Here is an 18,045-nt window from a genome sequence, read left to right on the forward strand (position 1 = left end):
CGTGGAACTGCAGCCATTTGAAGCACCCCAGTCCGTCCTCGTGATCAGTGCGCACCCGGACGATGTCGATTTCGGACTCGCGGGCACGGTGGCCCGTTGGACCGCGGCGGGCACGGAGGTCGCCTACTGCATCGTCACCGATGGCAACGTGGGCGGGTTCGACCCGTCGATCCCCCGTTCGGACATTCCTGCGATTCGGCGCCGCGAACAGCGGGCTGCGGCCAAGGTGGTCGGTGTCGAGACGGTCGAGTTCCTTGGGTACGTGGATGGCGAGGTGACGGTGACGCTCGGGTTGCGACGCGACCTTGCCGCGGTGATCCGACGTTTCCGTCCTCACACCGTGGTGGCGCAGTCACCAGTGCGCAACTTTGCGCGGATCGGTGCGTCGCACCCAGATCACATGGCCGTCGGTGAAGCCGCGCTGTGCGCGGTGTATCCGGACGCGCGGAACCCCTTCACCTTCGTCGAGCTGGCAGAGGCCGGGCTCGAGGCGCACACCGTCAGTCAGGTCGCACTGATGGCGTACCCGGAGCCGACCCACTTCGTGGACGTCACGGAAACGCTCGACGCGAAGCTCGAGGCCATCTCGTGTCACGCGAGTCAGTTGCCCGATCCCGAGGCGACGCGCACCTTCGTGCGTGGCTGGCTGCGTCAAGGAGCCGAGGCTGCCGGTCTCGGCGACGATCGCTACGCCGAGCTCTTCTTCGTGTTCCCCACGGCCTAGGGCGCCCATGGCGCGCACGTACGGATCGGGTCGCCCTCGCTCGCGATCAGGTGACGCGTGTGCGGCTTCGACGTGGCGCACGCGTCGTCGTGGCCCAGATGGGACCTCTGCCGTGGGTGTGCTCGGTTTCGAGTAGTGTGGTGGTTGCTGAGTCGGCAGGGCTCGGCGCTCCCCGTGTTCGAGCGCGTTGCTCCCCGCCAGGTGAGCGGGCATGAGTTCGCGCGTCAGAGACGAGCACGGCGTGTCTCACCACTTCGTGGTCATCGGCGTGATGTTGAGGAGTCTCGTTGCGTGCTGCTGTCTTTCATCGTCCGGGTCTGATCACGGTCGACGAGCGTCCTGATCCTCGGGTGCTCGAGCCGACCGACGCGGTCGTGCGGGTCGTGCGAGGGTGCGTCTGCGGGTCCGACCTCTGGTACTGGCGGGGCCTCAGTGAGCGCGGTCCGGGCTCGATCGGCCACGAGTTCATCGGGGTGGTCGAGGAGATCGGCTCCGCCATCGACGGCCTCCGCCCCGGGATGCTCGTGATCGCCCCGTTCGCCTTTGCGGATCTCGCCTGCCCCAACTGCCAGTGGGGCGCCACCGTGAACTGCGTGCACGGTGGCCTGTTCGGCGACGGCACTATCGACGGAGGCCAGGGAGAAGCGGTGCGCGTTCCGCTCGCCGAGACCACGCTCGTGCCCGTCCCGGGTACCTCGTGGTCGGACGCCGAGCTCGCGTCGTTCCTTGCGCTCTCGGACGTCATGCCGACCGGGCACCACGCGGCGGTGTCGGCGGGGGTCACGAAGGGTAGCACCGTCGCGGTGATCGGCGACGGCGCTGTCGGGCTCTCGGCGGTGCTCGCGGCGCATCGACTGGGTGCGGAGCGCATCGTGGCCCTGAGTTCGCACGCGGACCGACAGGTCGTGGCCCGGGCTTTCGGGGCGACCGACATCGTCGCCCAACGCGGCGCCGAGGCCGTCGCGACCGTGCTCGAGATGACCGGCGGCATCGGTGCCGACGCCGTGCTCGAGTGCGTCGGTACCCAGGAGGCGATGGAGACCGCCGCTGCGATCGCGCGCCCTGGATCGATCGTCGGTGGAGTCGGCGTGCCCCACGGTGTGATGCCCGCGACGGCGCTGTTCGGTCGCAACGTCGGCTGGCGCGGTGGCCCGGCTCCGGTGCGGATCTACCTCCCGGAGCTGCTCGAGGACGTGCTCGGCGGCACGATCGATCCAGGTCGCGTCTTTACGTACGAGACCGACCTCGACGGCGTCGTCGAGGCGTACCGGGCAATGGACGAGCGTCGGGCGATCAAGTCGATCCTGCGCGTCAGCGAGCCGTAGCACGTTCGCTGGGGCGACACGACAGGGCGAAGGGCAGAGGCGAGACGAGAAGCGGAGGTGACCATGCAGTATCGAATGCTCGGCACGACGGGGGTGGAGGTCTCCGTACTCTGTCTCGGGGCCATGATGTTCGGGAGCTGGGGTAACCCGGACCACGACGAGTCGATTCGTATCGTGCACCGGGCGCTCGATGCGGGCATCAACTTCATCGATACCGCCGACGTCTACTCGGAGGGCGAGTCCGAGGAGATTCTCGCCAAGGCGCTCCGAGGTCGCCGGGATGAGGTGGTGCTCGCGACCAAGGTGCATGGTCGTATGGGGCCTGATCGCAATGCCAAGGGCAACTCGCGGCGGTGGATCATCCACGAAGTCGAGCAGTCCTTGCGCCGGCTCGGCACCGAGTGGATCGACGTCTACCAGCTCCATCGCCACGATCCCGACACCGACCTCGATGACACGCTCGGCGCGCTCGACGACCTGGTCCGCAGCGGCAAAGTTCGCTACGTCGGGCACTCGACCTGGCCCGCGAGTGCCATCGTCGAGGCGCAGTGGGTGGCCAAGGAGCGGGGCTACGCGCGTCCGCGCACCGAGCAGCCGCCCTACTCCATGCTCGTGCGTTCGATCGAGCGGGAGGTGCTCCCGACCTGTGAGCGCTATGGACTCGGTGTGTTGAGTTGGAGCCCCCTCGCCGGAGGTTGGCTCTCTGGCCGGGACCGGCGCGATCGCTTCAGTGGCCCGCAGTCGGCTGCACGCCAGCGGGTCGCTCGACGTTTCGATCTCTCGCTGCCGGAGAACCAGCGCAAGCTCGACGCGACCGAGCGCTTGGCCCAGATCGCGGCGGAGGCGGACCTTTCGCTGATCGAACTTGCCATCGGCTTCGTGTTGGCGCACCCCGCCATCACTTCGGCGATCATCGGACCACGCACCATGGAGCATCTCGAGTCCCAGCTGTCGGCGGCCGATGTCGTCGTGCCGACCGCGGTGCTCGACGCGATCGACGACGTGGTGGCGCCAGGAACGACGATCAATCCGGTCGACGATGGCTGGGTTCCGCCCTGGCTCGAGCCGACTCGGCGTCGCCGTCCCTCGGGTGCGTGAGCTCGACGCAGTCGGCGCGCTCGATGAGCTCGTGGGTTCGTTCGGGCCGCACCTCGCGTTCGGCCGACGGAGCTGCTCGCACCTCGACGACGATCTTCGGGAATCGGCGGTGCTGCGACGAACGATCGAACCGAGTCGGTGATGCGGCGTCCTGGCCGCGTCGTGGTCGCTCGTGCAACTCGAGCAGGACACGGTTCGCGAACGCCGTCTAGCGGCGACGCATCGTGACTCTCCAGAGCCGTCGGGGCAGGTCGCCCTCTTCGAAGGCGGTCACGTCCTCGAGCTCGAAGCCGTCGGCGAGGCGATGGACGAGGTCCTCATCGAAGAAGTGGACCGCGAAGCCACCGTTCTCGAAGCGATCGTCGCCGAGGTCGATGCCCTGGCCGTAGTGGGCGTCGCCCTTGTGGCGCACCGTGTAGACGCACGTCGCGCCCGGTCGCAGGACTCGGTGCAGCTCCGCACCGAGGGCGACGAGCTCGGACGTCGTGAACGCCATCGTGAAGAGCATGTGCGCGAAGCAGGCGTCGAAGTAGCCGTCGGCCAGCGGGAGAGGCCGACATAGGTCGTGGGTGACCGAGGTGAGCCGGGCGCCGGTTCCACGGCCATGTGCTGCGTCCCAGAGGGCTGCGAGTCCACTCACGGCGTAGTCGACCGCCGTGACCTCGAGGCCCGCATCGAGAAAGTGCAGGGTGTCACGACCGTGCCCAGCGCCGAGTTCGAGGACCCGAGCGGCCCCGTCAGCGAGCATGCGTGAGAGAGCCCATCGACCAGCCTCACTTGGCGCCGAACCGTAGAGCTGCGGGCTGGCACGAAAGGTGGCCTCCCAGTGGGCTTGCTGGCGTGTTCCGAGATCCTCGACCGGTGTGCTCATTGGTCTGCTTCCTCCGTCGCGTCTGCAGGGTGTGCGCTCCCTTCTCCCCGATGCCATGGCGTCGCTGGTCGTAGCGGCGGCCCACGGTCCCCGGCGGCTCGATCGGGAGATCGTCGATCTGCGCTCTCGACTCGATCTGCGCTCTCGACCCCCTGCACTGCTCGTCCGTCCATGCCACGATCGGATTTGTCGTCGGGAACATCACGGAGGGCCCCGTGAGCATCGCCGTCGCGCTGATCGGCACCGTGACCATGGGTCTTGGCCTCGGTCTCGCGTGGCTGTATCGCCGGCTGATCGAGCCATCCGAGGCGCAACGCACCCTTCGAGCGTACTCGAGTCGCGAGCGCCGTTCGATGGAACGTCGGCTGCTTCGCGGTGGTGGTGACGAGTTGCCTCGCTCGTACCTGATGGCGCTGGTCCAAGATCCGTCAGGTCGCCCGATCATGGTCGCCATCGCGGTACTCATCGCGATCGTCATCGGGTTCGGGGTTTGGCTCGTCCTCTCCGCCCTCTGGGGACCGCTGCGACCCGGAGTGATGCTGTGGGACTTCGTGGCGACCCAAGTACCGGCGTGGAGCGGCGTCGCTTATCGGCGACGGCGGATCGTCCGGGCAGCGCAACGTGCTCTTGGATCCTCACCGGCTTCGTTGCGTCGTTGACCCGCTGAACGGCACGATGCGTGCTGCGTCCCTGGAGCGTGTCGCTCGTGCGACCTCGCTGTGACGTGCCTACACTCAGGAGCATGGTTACGGGGAAGTCGCAGAGCGTGCTCGATGCCATCGGATCGACACCGCTCATCGAGGTCGAGCCCTCCATCTTCGCCAAGCTCGAGTACCTCAACCCATCGGGCTCCATCAAGGCGCGCATCGCGCGCTACATGATCGAGGCAGCGGAGGCACGCGGCGAGCTCGAGCCCGGCATGACCATCGTCGAGGCCTCGAGTGGCAACACGGGCAACGCCCTCGCGATGGTCGCGGCGGTGAAGGGCTACCGCATGGTCGTCGTCATGCCAGAGGGGCTCTCGTCAGAGCGCGCAGCGATCTCGCGCGGGTTCGGCGCGGAGGTCCTGCGCGTCGGGAACTTCCACGTTCAGCATGCCCGCGAGACCGCGGTGGAGATGGGCGAGCGCCCGGGTTTCTTCTGCCCGCGCCAGTTCGATTCCGAGGACAACGTGGCCGAGAACCGTGAGTGGCTAGGGCCGGAGATCGTGACCGATCTCGGTGCACCGCCGGACGCGTTCGTCATGGGTGTCGGGACGGGCGGGACGCTCATCGGCGTTGGTCAAGCGCTCCGGGCGGTCAACCCCACGACTCGGCTCGTCGCGGTGGAGCCGGAGGAGAGCTGCACGATCCTCTGTGGTGAAGTTCACCACCATCGCATCGAGGGCATCGCCGATGGCTTCGTCCCCACGATCTACGAGCGCCACCGGACGATGGTCGACGAGGTGATCCCGGTCACGAGCCTGGACGCGGTTCGCACCATGCGCGAGCTCGCGCGCCGCGGCATGTTGGTCGGGCCGAGTTCGGGGGCGAACCTGGTCGCCGCCCGTCAGCTCCGCGAGAAACTCGGGCCGAACGCCACGATCGTGACGATCTTTGCCGACGAGGGGGAGAAGTACCTCACGGAGTACTTCTTGACCCGTGGCGAGCTCGCTGCGATCCTCGAGGGCAGCCACGACGACGACTGGGTCGCCGCCTCGGGCGGCATCACGGCGCCGTTGCCTCCCCTTGCTCGGTGAGGAACTGACGCTCGAAGAGCTCGGCGTAGAGCCCACCTGCGGCGAGAAGCTCGGCGTGGCTCCCTTGCTCGACGACACTGCCGGCGGCCATGACGGCGATGGTGTCGGCACCGAGGACGGTGGAGAGGCGGTGGGCGATCACGATGGCGGTCCGTCCCTGGAGGGTGTCGCCGATCGCTGACTGGATGAGTGCTTCGTTCTGAGCGTCCAGGCTCGAGGTCGCCTCGTCGAGGATGACGATGCGCGGGTTGCGCAGCAGGACGCGCGCGATGGCGAGCCGTTGCTTCTCGCCGCCCGAGAGTCGGTAGCCGCGCTCGCCGACGAGGGTGTCGAGGCGATCAGGGAGGGCCTCGATGGTCGCGAGGAGCTGGGCGCGCGCGAGCGCATCGCGCAGCTCGTCCTCGGTCGCGGATGGCTTGGCGTAGCGAAGGTTCGCGCGCACGGTGTCGTGGAAGAGGAACGGATCTTGGGTGACGACGCCGATCTCGGCCCGGAGCTCCTCGAGGTCGAGCTCGCGCAGGTCGATGCCGTCGAGCGTGACGCGACCGCGCTCTGGATCCCACATCCGCGTCACCAGCATGGTCACCGTGGTTTTGCCAGCCCCTGATGGGCCGACGAGCGCGAGGGTATGGCCGGGCTCGACGTGGAGCGTCACCCCGGCAAGCGCCCAATCACGCTCCTCGCTCCGCGGGACACCCTGCTTGGTGAGGCTCGCGACCGCCTGGTTCCGAGGATAGCGAAACCACACGTCCTCGAGGGCGACCCTACCCTCGACGCGCTGCAGGTGACGTGGGTTCGGGGGCGAGGTCACGGCGGGTTGGACGTCGAGGACCTCGAAGATGCGGTCGAAGCTCACGAGTGCCTGGAGAAGGTTGACCCGAGCCGAGGAGAGGTCGGTGATGGGCCCGGTGAGGCGGGTGACGTACTGCGCGAGCGCGACGAGCGATCCCAGGGAGAGTGCGCCGCGGATCACCTGGTCACCTCCGAGGGCATAGACCGCGATGGTCCCGATCGCGCTCGCAAGCCCGAGAATAGCGAAGTAGACCCTGCCGACCAGGGCGAAGCGCACACCCGCGTCACGGACGCGACCCGCATGATGGGAGAAGGTGTCGAGCTCGTCGCCTCGGCGGCCGAAGAGCGCAACGAGCAGCGCGCCGGAGACGTTGAAGCGCTCCTGGGTGAAGGCGTTCATCTCGGCATTGGCTTGCATCTGTTCGCGCGCAGCGTGTGCGACACGACGCGACAAGAGGCGGTCGACGAGGACGAAGACCGGCACGATGAGCAACGAGAGGGCGGTGACGAGCGGTGAGAGCGCGACCATGAAGCCGAGCGTGAAGATCAGGGTCGAAAGATCGCTCACCACCGAGCCGAGGGTCCCGACGACGGCTTGTGAGCTGGTGACGTCCGAGGAGATGCGCGAGAGCACCGAGCCCGTCTGTGCCTCGGTGAAGAAGCCGAGCGACAGCTCCTGGAGGTGGGCGACGAGACGGGTGCGCAGGTCGAAGATGATCCGCTCGCCAGCGACCGAGGAGACGTAGCGCGTTCCCACGCCGAGCGCGCTCTGAGCGAGCGACAGCGCGGCGATGATGACGACGTCGATCGTGAGGCGCCCGATCGAGCGCCGAACGATGGCGACGTTGATGATGTCTCGCACCACGAGCGGCACCAGTGCGCCGAGGAGTGCGGAGATGGCGAGCGTGGCCAGGTAGACGATGATGAGGGCCCGATGGCGCTTCGTGACGCTCCAGGCCCGCCGAAGCGTGCGGCGATCGATCGAGCCTGGCCGCACCGGATCGGCGGCCATGCCTCGCAGCGCGCGCATTCCGCCGAAGCCCCCTCCAGGCTGCACCGCGCCTCCTCTCTCGGAACCAGGCTAGACGCGGTGGTGTTGGCCGAGCAGGGCGGCTCGCGTAGGGTTGAGCCGTGAACCAGCTCGCGCAGTCGCTCTACGAGGTCGTCGTCCGTCGTCGAGACGTACGTCGGGAGTTCATCGATGGGCCCCTCGATCCCGAGGTCCTCGGACGAATCCTGGCCGCGGCCCATCACGCTCCCAGCGTGGGCATGAGCCAGCCCTGGGACTTCGTGGTGGTGCGCGATCGCGAGCTCAGGGCGGCCTTTCGAGATCACGTGCTCGAGGAACGGGCGAACTTCGCCGCGTCGCTGGATCCGGAGCGTCGGGAACGTTTCGACAACGTCCGGATCGAGGGCATTCTCGAGGCGCAGGTCGGCATCGTCGTCACCTACGACGCCTCACGGGGTTCCCCGAACGTACTCGGGCGCCACGCGATCGCCGATGCCGGCCTCTACTCGGTGTGTCTCGCCATCGAGAACCTCTGGCTGGCCGCCACCGCCGAGGGGATCGGGGTGGGTTGGGTCTCGTTCTATCGGGAGCCGTTCCTCGCCTCGCTGCTCGGGATCCCTGCGGGGATCCGTCCGGTGGCCTGGCTCGCGGTCGGTCCGGTGGCACGATTCCAGGAGGTTCCCGATCTCGAGCGAGCCGACTGGCAGCGCCGTCGCCCACTCGCGCCCTTCGTCCACCTCGACCGCTTCGACGCCGACGCCCCCGGCGAGGACCTGGTGGTCCTGCCGGAGCGCCTGGTCGGGGAATCGGCGGACATGGACTGAGCGATCTGCGGGTCGCGTTCGTCTAGGGCGCGATCGTCGTCGCGACCAGCAGCGCGAGCAGCACGTCGCGGGCGCCGAGCGCTCGTTCGAGCTCGCCCAGAGCGTCGTCGGAAGGACGCGGGGCCCCGTCGATGATCTCGGCCAGGGCGAGGCGAGCGATCCGATCGGTGATCTCCTGCAGTGCCGCCGCTTCGACGAGATTCGCCGGGACCAACGCGCGTGCGCGCTCGCGCAGGCTTCGTGCCCAGGTCTGATCCAGCAGCCTTGCTGCGTCGTCCGCACCCACGCGGCCAGCGATGATGGCGGCCAGCGCGAGGGTCGCGCCGCGCCAGGCTGCGAGGCCTGCTACGTGGGCGTCGTGTCCCTCGGCCTCGAGCGCAGCCGCCTCTGTGCGAAGCCGCTCGTCGGCCGTCAGCTCGTTGACGAGAGCCGCGCGCTCGGCAAGCGTGGTTGGGTCGGCAAGCTCGAGCGGATCCTCCACGAGCAGACGGAGGTCGAGCGCCGCGTCGACGAGGGTGTCGCGGATCCGTCCATAGGCACCAAGCCGACCCGCGAAGCTCCCGTCGCGGCGCCAGAGAAGGCGGCGAGCGACGTCCTCGGCCCCCGTCGCGAAGATGGCGATCGTGGCAAACTCGGCTGCGCGCAGATAGCTCGTTCTGCCAAGCTGGGCGATGCGGGCCACACCGAGGATGCCGAGGTGGTTCACGAGGAGGTTGGCGAGCGCCGTCGCGACCAACTCGCGGCGGAGCGGGTGCGCCACGCCTGCGTCCGAGACGAGGCGGCGTACCTCGATCGGGAAGTAGTTGAGGAAGAGCTCGTCGGTGATCGGATGATCGAGCAATGAGGAGGACTCGAGGAGCTGCGTGAGGTGGATCTTCGCGTAGGAGATCTCGATCGCGAGCTCCGATCTGGTGAGCGGGCGCCCCAGCGAGCCTCCGCGAACGGCCGCTGGATCGGGCAGCGTCTCGACCGCCACGTCGAGCTCGGCCTCGCGGACCAGGCGCTCGAGCAGCGCGCCATGCTCCTCGGCCCTTCGTCCGGCCTCGTGCTCCTCGAGGCTGAGGACCCAGTTCTGGTAGACGTTGTCGGCCAGGACCTGCGCTTCGACCTCTCCGGTCAGCTGTGCGAGGAGCTGGTTGCGCTCTTCGGTGGTCAGGTGACCCTGGCGCCGCAGCTCTTCGAGGGCGATCTTGATGTTGACCTCGTGGTCGGAGGTGTCAACACCGGCAGAGTTGTCGATCGAGTCGGTGTTGGCACGGCCACCGTGCATGCAGTACTCGATACGCCCTGCCTGCGTGAGGCCAAGGTTGCCGCCCTCGGCGACGATGCGTGCTCGTAGCTCGGATCCCGTGACGCGGATGCGATCATTGGCGCGGTCGCCGACGTCGGCGTCGCGCTCGGTCGTCGCACGAACGTAGGTGCCGATCCCGCCGTTGAACAGGAGATCGACCGGCGCCATCAGCATGGCGTGGATGACCTCGTCGGGTTCGTGAGCTCCGGGGGCAAGGTCCAGGAGCACGGCAGCCTCTGGCGAGAGGTCGACGTGCTTGGCTGATCGCGAGAAGACGCCCCCGCCCGCCGAGATGGCATCGGCGGGATAGTCGGCCCAGCTCGTGCCGGCCCCGCGTGCGAAGAGGCTCGCGCGTGCGGCAAACGAACGTTCCGGGTCGGGGTCGGGGTCGAGGAAGATGTGCCGGTGGTCGAAGGCGCCCACAAGGCGGATCCCGTGCGAGCGCAGCATGCCGTTGCCGAAGACGTCGCCGGACATGTCGCCGATGCCGATCACGGTGATGGGGCCGTCGGGGTCGCGCTCGAGTTCGTCGAGGTGGTGTCGTACCGAGATCCACGCACCCTTGGCGGTGATGCCCATCTCCTTGTGGTCGAAGCCGTTCGACCCACCCGAGGCGAACGCATCACCGAGCCAGAAACCCATCTCGAGTGCGATCTCGTTCGCGATATCGGAGAAGGTCGCCGTGCCCTTGTCGGCGGCGACCACGAGGTAGTGGTCGTTGCCGTCGGTGACGACCGTGCGAGGGGGATGGACGATGGTTCCGTCGACGAGGTTGTCCGTGAGCGAGAGCAGGGTGCGCATGAAGGTGCGATACGAGCGCTCGACCTTGTGCGGGTTGCGCTCACCGGGTGCGAGGTCGCGAACGACGAAGCCGCCCTTGGAGCCCATCGGCACGATCACCGCGTTCTTCACGGTCTGGGCCTTCATGAGTCCGAGGATCTCGGTGCGGAAGTCGTCGGGCCGGTCGGAGAAGCGGATGCCACCTCGAGCGATGCGTCCGCCGCGCAGGTGCACCGCCTCCGTGGTGCGCGAGCGCAGGTAGATCTCGAAGCGTGGGCGCGGCGAGGGCAGGTAGGTGAGCTGGCGCGGGTCGAGCTTGAACGCGATGGCCTCGCGTTCGGGCTGGAAGATATTGGTCCGCGTCATCGCCATGACGATCTCGGCGAGCGCGCGCAGCACCTTCTCGTCCTCGAGCGTCGCTGCGGCCTCGATATCGGTGGCGAGCTGGGTCGTGATGGCCTCGACGTCACGGGGTCGATCGAGTTCGCTGGCGTCGGGGTCGAACCGCGCGTGGACGAGCCGGACGAGATCGCGAGCTGCGAGCGGGGTGCGGGTGAGCGTGCGTCGGGCCGAAGCCTCGGTGACACCGAGCGTCCCAAAGCGCAAGTAGGCACACAGCGCGCGTGTGAGGTCGATGTCATCGAGGTCGAGCGCGGCCGTCGTCACGAGGGTGTTCAGGTCGTCCGCCTCTGCCTGACCTGCGATGACCGCTTCGATGGCGCGTTCGAGGCGATGGGCCGCTGCGTCGTCGCCGAGCCCATCGGCGACCCCCGCTGGCCAGCCCAGGCGAAGCTCGATGATCCACACATCCTCGCCGGCGACCCGTCCCGTGTAGGGGACTTCCTCGCGTACGCGTGCGCCGAAGCCCTCGAGGACCGGGACGATGTCGGACAGCGCTGGTCGTTGGCCGACCGCGACGAGCCGAAGTCGCTCCACCTCTCCGGTCGCGGGTCGACGTACCGCGAGCCGTACTGGCGAGCGTCGCGCTCGGCCGAGCGCGAGGACGTCGAGCGCCGCCTCGCGCTCGGTGGTGTCGATGGCGTAGCTCTCCTCCATGCCCTCGGCGAGCGCCGTGGCGAGGCTCGAGGTCTCTGGATCGGCATCGGGGGTGCTGAGGGCATTGACGGCAGCCTCGAGGCGCAGACGGAAGGGGGTCGTGGCGGCGGCGATCGCCGCCTCGAGCTGACTCGGATCCTCCGGGACGCGATCGAGGAGGTAGTCGAGGACGAGTCGCCGCTCGGAGAGGTTCTGCGTGAGCTGTGCGGTGGCAACGAGGCCACGCTCGACGAGCACCGCCTCGAGGCGATCCTCGACGCCATAGTCGACCCGAGCGGCCGGCACCACGACCACGAGCCTCGCCCCCGCCTCGACCGGGATCACGAGGGCACGGGGCAGCCCGAGTTCCTCGGCGAGCAATCCAGCGCGACACAGCTCGTCGAAGGTTGCGTCGTCGACTCCGATCGCCAGGTCGGCAGGGAGCGAGCCGACGAAGTCGCGCAACACGCGCCATGAGTGGCTCGATGGCAGGAGCGCGAGGAGCTGGCGGACGCGCTCGAGGCGGCTGGCGATCTCGGGTGCGCCAACCCCGATCCCGCTGACGAGCGACGGGCGGAAGGTCCCCACGAAGTGCACGGCGCCCGACGACGTCCCGATGGACAGTGTGCGCAGCGGCGAGTGATCGAGGATGGGGGCTGGGATCGCGGTGGGCTCGAGGCGCCACTGCCCTGCCGAGACCGCCAGGGTTGGCACGGCGACGTCGATGCCCCGCCGCTGTTCACCCTCGGCGCTGACTCGCAGTTCGGCGATCGGGAGGAAGTGGGCGATCGCCGAGGTTCCGGGCGTCTCGCCACCGTCGAGGCCCTCGGTCGCCTCCGCAAGCGTTGCGAGCTCGTCGCCCATGGCCTCGCGATCGTGCTCGAGTCGCAGCAGCTGCGTCGCCTGCGTCGCGAGGGTTCGCGCGAGGTGCTCGGTCTCGATGCGTGACAGGCGGGTCGGTGTCGTCGCTGCGAAGAAGGAGACGAGGTGGGAGCCCTCGACGAACTCGGCGTTCGCGTCGGTGAGCTCGCCTTCTTCCAAGATGGGATGGAACGTGCTCGCGTTGTCCACGATCTGGCGTACCGCGGCGATGAAGGTGTCGACGAGCCAAGGGACATCCCAGCTCACGACCACGATGCTCGTGAGGGGGCGCGCCGGTTCGGCGATGACCCGCTCGAGATCGGTCGCGCCGTCTTGGCCACAGTGCACACGGAGGACCTCGTTGTCCTGGGCGATCTCGACGATGCAGCGGTCGGAGCCCTTGGCGTTCGTGAGCGCATCGAAGAGGGCCGCGACCGCGACGCCGATGCGCTCGGTGGTGAGCGCGCTGGTCTCCTCGTCGTCGAGGTGGCGCGCGAGGCTCGCGACGAAGTGTTCCAGGGCGCCAGCGTGCGACGGCACGGCGCCAGAATGTCTGCGGACCGATGACAAGAGGGACGCCGTTTCTGGACGCCCAGTACCAGCTTCGAGCATCGTACGACTCCTTTGTCGACTTTGCGATGCCCCGAGCCTACCGAGCTCGTGCGACTTCGCCAAGGGCTCGCCGGGCGCTCGAGGCGCTCGGAGCCCTATCGGCAGCTTCGGCGACGACTTGCGTGCGTCGTGCACGGCTGCGGTGGAGCGAGCTGCGACCTGGAGGTTCTCGCCCGTCGCAGCGCCCCTCGCAGCTAGCGGCGCGCGATCTCAGGGGCCATAATCGAGATGAGGTGGTAGGCAACGTGGGAGGCCGCGATGGTCGTGACCTCAGCGTGGTCGTAGGCAGGTGCGACCTCGACGACGTCGGCGCCACGGATGGAAAGATCGCGTAGCCCATCGAGGATCGCGAGCAATTCCCTGGAGGTGAGCCCTCCCGCCTCTGGTGTGCCGGTTCCGGGCGCAAAAGCCGGGTCGAGCACGTCGATGTCGATCGAGACGTAGACAGGTGCGGTGCCGACACGATCGCGGATGCGCTCCACCACGCCATCGACGCCGATGCGATCGACGTCACGTGCGGCGAGGACGCGAAAGCCCATGTCAGCGTCCTCGGTGAGGTCGGAGCGCGCATACAGCGGTCCTCGGGTGCCGACGTGCACGCTCGCGTCGGGGGCGAGGAGGCCTTCTTCGAACGCGCGGCGAAACGGCGTCCCGTGCGTGTAGGGCGCGTCGAAGTAGGTGTCCCAGGTGTCGAGGTGAGCGTCGAAGTGGACGAGGGCGAGTGGTCCAGTGCGGGGCGCCAGGGCGCGTAACAGCCCCAGTGCGATGGTGTGATCGCCTCCGAGGGTGACGATGGTTCGACCAGCCTCGCCGAGCTCTCGCGCAGCACTCGTGATGGCAGTGAGCGCAGCGTCGATCGAGAACGGGTTCGCCGCCACGTCGCCCGCGTCGGCGACCTGTACTTCGGCGAATGGCCAGACGTCGAGGTCGGGGTTGTATGGGCGCAGCAGCTTGGAGCCCGCTCGAATGGCTGAGGGGCCAAAGCGTGCTCCTGGTCGATACGACGTACCCGCGTCGAAGGGGACGCCGAGGACGACCAGGCGAGCGTGAGGCGCCTCGTCGAGACGGGGCAGGCGTGCGAAGGTTGCGGGGCCGCCGAAGCGCGGCGCGACGAGCGCGTCTGGCGGTCCGATGATCTCGTCAGTCATGGAGCCCTCCTCCGTTCCCCGGGCCCATGCGCGCTGTGCGCTGGTGCTCCTTGCACCTTAGAGGCAGTGTGCGGCCTCCGCCATGGCGAGCTAGCGTGAGGACGTGCAGGCTCCACGCTTTCCGATCGGCGAGCGGCTGCGCCATGCTCGCGAGCAACGGGGTCTCTCCCTGGCCGCAGTTGCCGAGCGCACTGGCCTGTCGAAGGGGTTCCTCTCGCGGGTCGAGCGCGACGGGGTGAGCCCGTCCATCGACTCGTTGGTCGCGATCGCCGATGCCGTCGGGCTCGCCGTCGCGGACGTCTTTGCGGTGGCACCGGTGGTGGTTTCACGCTCCGTCGATCGCTTCCCCGATGGACTGCCTGGCGAGGGAGTCCGGGACACGTTGCTCTCCCCACCCGACGATCGGCGCGTTACCGTTCTCGAGACGGTCGCGGCACCCGGAGGGAGCGGCGGTGACGAGCTCTATCACCTGCCATCGCAGGTGGAACTTTGCTACGTGGTCGCCGGTCGTATCGAACTCGTTTTCGCGAGCGAGTGCTACACCCTCGATGCGGGTGACTCGGCGACCTTCGCTGCCGACGCAGCCCACACATGGCGCAACCTCGGCGACGGCGAGGCCCGGGTGCTCTGGGTGCTCGCACCGGCCCTTCGGGATCCCTGGACAGCCAAGGAGCGCCGCGACGACGGTTCGGTCGCGGACGTGCAGGGCGAACGTGTCTAGGAGGACGCCTGCCACCGCAGGAGCCGCTCGTGTCGTGCTCCTGACGCGCGACCTGTTGGGCGCGAGCCGACTCGACTCGGTCCGGATCGTGCGCTCGAGCACGAGCCTCGTCGACGGAGACCTCGACCTCGTCATCGTCGATGTGCGTGCGGCGCCCGAGGGATGGCGATCGGCCGTGGCGGGACTCTCATGTCCTTGGGTGGCCGTCGTCTCGCACGTCGACGACGCTGGCCGGGATGAGGCGCTCGCACTCGGTGCTCGACGCGTGGTGACGCGCAGCTGGCTGTTCGGTGCCCGCGACGTGGGCGCGCGTCTCGAGCGCTTGCTCGTCACCGACACGAAAGCGACGGGAACGGACGCGGTGGCGGACGCGGAGGACGACTGATGCGCCACCATGGCTTCGTCCTGGCGCCCGTGTTCTTCGTGGTGCTGGGCGCGTTGTTCCTCGGGTCCGTTGCGTTGATCGGACTCGATGTGCTGTCGTTTGCCTATGTCCGCGTTGGCGTGCCGGCCGCCTGGCTCTTCGGTGTGCTCGTGGCGTCGCTGCTCGGAAGCTTCTTCAATGTGCCTGTATGGCACCTCGAGACGCCTGGCGATCCCTACGACGAGGGCATCGTGAGGGTGTTCGGCGTGCAGTATCTGATCCGACGCCCGGTCGCACCCCAGCGGACGGTCGTGGCGGTGAACGTCGGAGGTGCCCTCGTGCCCACCGCGTTGTCGGTCTACCTGGTCGTCCACGACCACATCGAGCTCGTTGCCCTCGGTGCCACCGTGATCGTCGCCCTGGTCGTCCACGTCGTTGCTCGACCGGTGCGCGGGCTCGGGATCGCAGTGCCGACGCTGGTGCCGGCGGTGCTCGCTGCGCTCACAGCACTCGTCATCACGAGTCGCGACGTCGCCGCGGTCGCCTACGTCGCCGGATCGATCGGAGTCCTGGTCGGCGCTGATCTGACCAACATGACCAAGACGCGTTCCTTGGGCGCTGGCATGGTCTCGATCGGCGGTGCGGGAACCTTCGATGGCATCTTCGTGACGGGGATCCTCGCCGTGCTCCTCGCGGCCCTCTAGGACCGCTCTCGGGTTCGTCGCACCGATCGGGTCCTTCGCTGCGTGCACGCGAGCCGAAGGACCCTGGTGGCGCGCCGCCTCGCTCATCACACTGAGGTGCCCCAGATTTCGTAGACACCCAGGTTACTTCACGCGAGCCTCCTCCGCGACGAGGTGCTCGAAGACGACTGGGGCAAGGTAGCCGATCTTCGAGCAGCTGCGCTGGTGGTTGTAGAACTGGATGTAGCTCTGTATGCCGCGGCGCAGCTCGGCGAGGTCGCCAAAGGCGTGGCGGTAGAAGAACTCGTGTTTGAAGATCGACCAGAAGGACTCCGCGCTCGCGTGGTCGTAGCAGGTGCCGGTTCGCCCCATGGAGCGCGTGATCCCGTGTCGGGCACAGAAGGCCACAACTCGATGGTCGCTGAACTGACTCCCTCGGTCGGTGTGCCAGATGACCCCCTGCGCGTGGGACCCACGCACCGCGACGGCCTGGCCGAGGGCCTCGAGCACGAGCGTGGTCTCCATGCGCTCCGCGACGCTCCATCCGAGCACCCGCCGCGAGTGCTCGTCGCGCACCACACACAGGTATGCCATCGCGCCGGCGAGAGCGAGGTAGGTGATGTCCGAGGTCCAGAGGGCGTGCAGGCGCCCCGGGTCGAACTTCCTGGCAACGAGGTCTGGTGGGTAGATCGCCTTCGGATCGGCGTGGGTGGTCGCTGGGCGGAACCTCCTGGGGCTGATACCGGCGATGCCGCGCCTGGCCATCGCTGCTGCCACCGTGTTGTGGCTCGTCACCACGCCAGCGGCGAGGAGTGCCGCCGTGATCCGTCGTGCGCCGTAGGTGCCAGAGGATGCCTGGTGGACCGCGACCACTCGGTTCTCGAGGTCGCGTCTTGCACATGCCCGACGCGACGGTGCTACCTGGGTGCGTCGCCATCGGTAGTAGCCAGCCCGGGAGACCTCGAGTAAGCGTGCCATCCGTTTGATCTCGAAGCGAGCGTACTCCGCCTCCATCAGCGCGAATCTCTCTTGCTTGGTGGCTTCGCGGCGAAGTACGCGGCTGCTTTTCCCAGGAACTCGTTGTCCTTGCGCAGCTCCTCGAGCTCCCTGCGCAGCCTGATGAGCTCCGTGCGCTCCTGCGCCGTGAGGGGCGGGCTGCCAGTGGCGTTGGCTGCTTCGATCCGCCTGCGCTCCTCCCGCACCCATCGATAGAGGTTGTGCTCCCCGATCGCGAGCTCACGGGCCACCTCTGGGACGCTCCGGCCGCTGTCGATGACCCGGTGGGCCGCCTCGGTCCGGTACTCCAGGGTGAACTTCCTTCTCGACGTCCCCATCGACCTCCCCTTCCCTCTGCCATGGTACGTGTGACTTACGACGTGTCAACGGAATCTGGGGCGGCTCACACTGTCAATGGCGGTCGTTGGAGTGCGAATGACTCCACCGTCGCCCATGCATCCAGATTGAGGAGGTACACCATGAGACGCCGCGTCTTTGACGTGCTGACGAGCGCCGTAGGCCTGGCGATGGTCGTCGTCTTGCTCGTTGCAGGATCCTTGCTCATGTGGGGGTCCAGCTTTGCGAGCTCACAGGTCCACAACCAGCTCGCACAGCAGCAGATCTACTTCCCGCCTGCCGCCGCGTTCCGCCACGCCAAGCCCGGTACGGAGATCACCCCATCGATGATCCCGTCGGTCTCGCAGTACGCAGGGCAACAGCTCCTGACCGGTCAGCAGGCCGAGGTCTACGCGAACGACTTCATCGCGGTCCATCTGTCCGAGATGCCCTATCACGGTGTCTACGCGAAGATCTCTGCGGCAGCGATGGCGCAGCCGAAGAACGCCGAGCTCCAGGCGCTGCGCCTGACGTCGTTCGAAGGCACCACGCTGCGCGGCCTCTTGCTCGAGGCCTATGCGTTCTCGATCTTCGGTGAGATCGCATTCTGGGCTTCGGTCGCGGCGTTCGCGCTCGCGGCGGTGATGGCCGTCCTCGTCGGACTCGGCTTCTGGCACGCGGGGCGCGTCCCGCTCGACAAGGAGATCCTGGTCGATTCGAACTCCGAACGCCAGGTCCACACGATGGCTTGAGGGCGAGATCGTTCACACGGTGTCAGCGCGCTCTGGGGCAGGTCCTCAGGGCGCGCTGACGTCTGCGTGGTTGTCTCGCCACGTA

17 protein-coding genes are annotated in these 18,045 nt (G+C 68.0%); 11 read left to right on the forward strand and 6 right to left on the reverse strand.

Going from position 1 to position 18,045, the window contains the following annotated elements:
- Position 1: 1 nt before the first annotated feature.
- The 4 genes from AFER_RS01365 to AFER_RS12190 all read left to right on the forward strand — a co-directional run bounded on the left by AFER_RS01365 (position 2) and on the right by AFER_RS12190 (position 3,289).
- Positions 2-724, forward strand: a complete 723-nt coding sequence (locus AFER_RS01365; protein WP_015797738.1) for a PIG-L deacetylase family protein — start codon at positions 2-4, stop codon at positions 722-724.
- Between the two features lie 287 nt (positions 725-1,011).
- On the forward strand, positions 1,012-2,049 hold the full coding sequence (locus AFER_RS01370) for a zinc-dependent alcohol dehydrogenase family protein (protein WP_015797739.1): 1,038 nt from the start codon (positions 1,012-1,014) through the stop codon (positions 2,047-2,049).
- A 63-nt stretch (positions 2,050-2,112) separates the two neighbouring features.
- Positions 2,113-3,147 carry an aldo/keto reductase gene (locus AFER_RS01375; RefSeq protein ID WP_015797740.1) on the forward strand — a complete coding sequence of 345 codons (1,035 nt, stop codon included), beginning with the start codon at positions 2,113-2,115 and terminating at the stop codon, positions 3,145-3,147.
- The gene (locus AFER_RS12190; protein WP_171788928.1) at positions 3,140-3,289 is read left to right on the forward strand and encodes a hypothetical protein; all 150 of its coding nucleotides are present in this window, start codon (positions 3,140-3,142) and stop codon (positions 3,287-3,289) included. The genes AFER_RS01375 and AFER_RS12190 overlap by 8 nt, the downstream gene beginning before the upstream one ends.
- A 66-nt stretch (positions 3,290-3,355) precedes the next feature.
- On the opposite strand, the gene AFER_RS01380 is transcribed toward AFER_RS12190, so the two are convergent.
- On the reverse strand, positions 3,356-4,018 hold the full coding sequence (locus tag AFER_RS01380; RefSeq protein ID WP_015797741.1) for a class I SAM-dependent methyltransferase: 663 nt from the start codon (positions 4,016-4,018) through the stop codon (positions 3,356-3,358).
- Positions 4,019-4,233: 215 nt separating this feature from the next.
- Between AFER_RS01380 and AFER_RS01385 the strand changes: the two genes are divergently transcribed.
- Both AFER_RS01385 and AFER_RS01390 read left to right on the forward strand, forming a co-directional pair.
- Positions 4,234-4,677: a hypothetical protein gene (locus AFER_RS01385; protein WP_015797742.1), complete on the forward strand. Its 444-nt coding sequence runs from the start codon at positions 4,234-4,236 to the stop codon at positions 4,675-4,677.
- A gap of 83 nt (positions 4,678-4,760) precedes the next feature.
- Positions 4,761-5,756, forward strand: coding sequence for a PLP-dependent cysteine synthase family protein (locus AFER_RS01390; protein WP_015797743.1), 996 nt, complete (start codon positions 4,761-4,763; stop codon positions 5,754-5,756).
- On the opposite strand, the gene AFER_RS01395 is transcribed toward AFER_RS01390, so the two are convergent.
- Positions 5,725-7,605, reverse strand: coding sequence for an ABC transporter ATP-binding protein (locus tag AFER_RS01395; RefSeq protein WP_015797744.1), 1,881 nt, complete (start codon positions 7,603-7,605; stop codon positions 5,725-5,727). The genes AFER_RS01390 and AFER_RS01395 overlap by 32 nt on opposite strands.
- 74 nt (positions 7,606-7,679) lie before the next feature.
- Here AFER_RS01395 and bluB point away from each other — a divergent pair, with 74 nt between their 5' ends.
- The gene (gene bluB / locus AFER_RS01400) at positions 7,680-8,381 is read left to right on the forward strand and encodes a 5,6-dimethylbenzimidazole synthase (protein WP_015797745.1); all 702 of its coding nucleotides are present in this window, start codon (positions 7,680-7,682) and stop codon (positions 8,379-8,381) included.
- A gap of 22 nt (positions 8,382-8,403) precedes the next feature.
- Here bluB and AFER_RS10715 read toward each other — a convergent pair whose 3' ends face one another.
- On the reverse strand, positions 8,404-12,960 hold the full coding sequence (locus AFER_RS10715) for an NAD-glutamate dehydrogenase domain-containing protein (protein ID WP_015797746.1): 4,557 nt from the start codon (positions 12,958-12,960) through the stop codon (positions 8,404-8,406).
- A gap of 194 nt (positions 12,961-13,154) precedes the next feature.
- Positions 13,155-14,108: an agmatinase gene (speB, locus tag AFER_RS01410; protein ID WP_015797747.1), complete on the reverse strand. Its 954-nt coding sequence runs from the start codon at positions 14,106-14,108 to the stop codon at positions 13,155-13,157.
- 103 nt (positions 14,109-14,211) lie between these two features.
- Here speB and AFER_RS01415 point away from each other — a divergent pair, with 103 nt between their 5' ends.
- From AFER_RS01415 to AFER_RS01425, 3 genes are read left to right on the forward strand one after another with little or no spacing between them, the layout of a single operon-like run.
- Positions 14,212-14,829, forward strand: a complete 618-nt coding sequence (locus AFER_RS01415; protein ID WP_015797748.1) for a helix-turn-helix domain-containing protein — start codon at positions 14,212-14,214, stop codon at positions 14,827-14,829.
- Positions 14,830-14,863: 34 nt separating this feature from the next.
- A complete protein-coding gene (locus AFER_RS01420) occupies positions 14,864-15,214 on the forward strand; it encodes a hypothetical protein (RefSeq protein WP_015797749.1) in 351 nt (116 codons plus the stop codon).
- Positions 15,214-15,897, forward strand: coding sequence for a DUF1614 domain-containing protein (locus AFER_RS01425; RefSeq protein WP_015797750.1), 684 nt, complete (start codon positions 15,214-15,216; stop codon positions 15,895-15,897). The genes AFER_RS01420 and AFER_RS01425 overlap by 1 nt, the downstream gene beginning before the upstream one ends.
- A 123-nt stretch (positions 15,898-16,020) precedes the next feature.
- Here the strand turns inward: AFER_RS01425 and AFER_RS01430 are convergent, their stop codons facing one another.
- Both AFER_RS01430 and AFER_RS01435 read right to left on the reverse strand, forming a co-directional pair.
- Positions 16,021-16,890, reverse strand: a complete 870-nt coding sequence (locus AFER_RS01430) for an IS3 family transposase (protein WP_012784158.1) — start codon at positions 16,888-16,890, stop codon at positions 16,021-16,023.
- Positions 16,890-17,210, reverse strand: a complete 321-nt coding sequence (locus AFER_RS01435) for a transposase (protein ID WP_012784157.1) — start codon at positions 17,208-17,210, stop codon at positions 16,890-16,892. The genes AFER_RS01430 and AFER_RS01435 overlap by 1 nt, the downstream gene beginning before the upstream one ends.
- Before the next feature lie 141 nt (positions 17,211-17,351).
- Between AFER_RS01435 and AFER_RS01440 the strand changes: the two genes are divergently transcribed.
- Positions 17,352-17,960: a hypothetical protein gene (locus tag AFER_RS01440; protein ID WP_015797751.1), complete on the forward strand. Its 609-nt coding sequence runs from the start codon at positions 17,352-17,354 to the stop codon at positions 17,958-17,960.
- The last annotated feature ends 85 nt before the right edge of the window (positions 17,961-18,045 follow it).

It is taken from the genome of Acidimicrobium ferrooxidans DSM 10331, assembly GCF_000023265.1.
Classification (GTDB): domain Bacteria; phylum Actinomycetota; class Acidimicrobiia; order Acidimicrobiales; family Acidimicrobiaceae; genus Acidimicrobium; species Acidimicrobium ferrooxidans.

Bases quoted from the DNA above. Each gene is read 5' to 3' on its own strand.
- AFER_RS01375 (WP_015797740.1), top strand. From the start codon at position 2,113: ATGCAGTATCGAATGCTCGGCACGACGGGGGTGGAGGTCTCCGTACTC.
- AFER_RS01380 (WP_015797741.1), bottom strand. From the start codon at position 4,018: ATGAGCACACCGGTCGAGGATCTCGGAACACGCCAGCAAGCCCACTGG.
- AFER_RS01390 (WP_015797743.1), top strand. From the start codon at position 4,761: ATGGTTACGGGGAAGTCGCAGAGCGTGCTCGATGCCATCGGATCGACA.
- AFER_RS10715 (WP_015797746.1), bottom strand. From the start codon at position 12,960: ATGCTCGAAGCTGGTACTGGGCGTCCAGAAACGGCGTCCCTCTTGTCA.
- speB (WP_015797747.1), bottom strand. From the start codon at position 14,108: ATGACTGACGAGATCATCGGACCGCCAGACGCGCTCGTCGCGCCGCGC.
- AFER_RS01425 (WP_015797750.1), top strand. From the start codon at position 15,214: ATGCGCCACCATGGCTTCGTCCTGGCGCCCGTGTTCTTCGTGGTGCTG.
- AFER_RS01430 (WP_012784158.1), bottom strand. From the start codon at position 16,890: ATGGAGGCGGAGTACGCTCGCTTCGAGATCAAACGGATGGCACGCTTA.
- AFER_RS01435 (WP_012784157.1), bottom strand. From the start codon at position 17,210: ATGGGGACGTCGAGAAGGAAGTTCACCCTGGAGTACCGGACCGAGGCG.
- AFER_RS01440 (WP_015797751.1), top strand. From the start codon at position 17,352: ATGAGACGCCGCGTCTTTGACGTGCTGACGAGCGCCGTAGGCCTGGCG.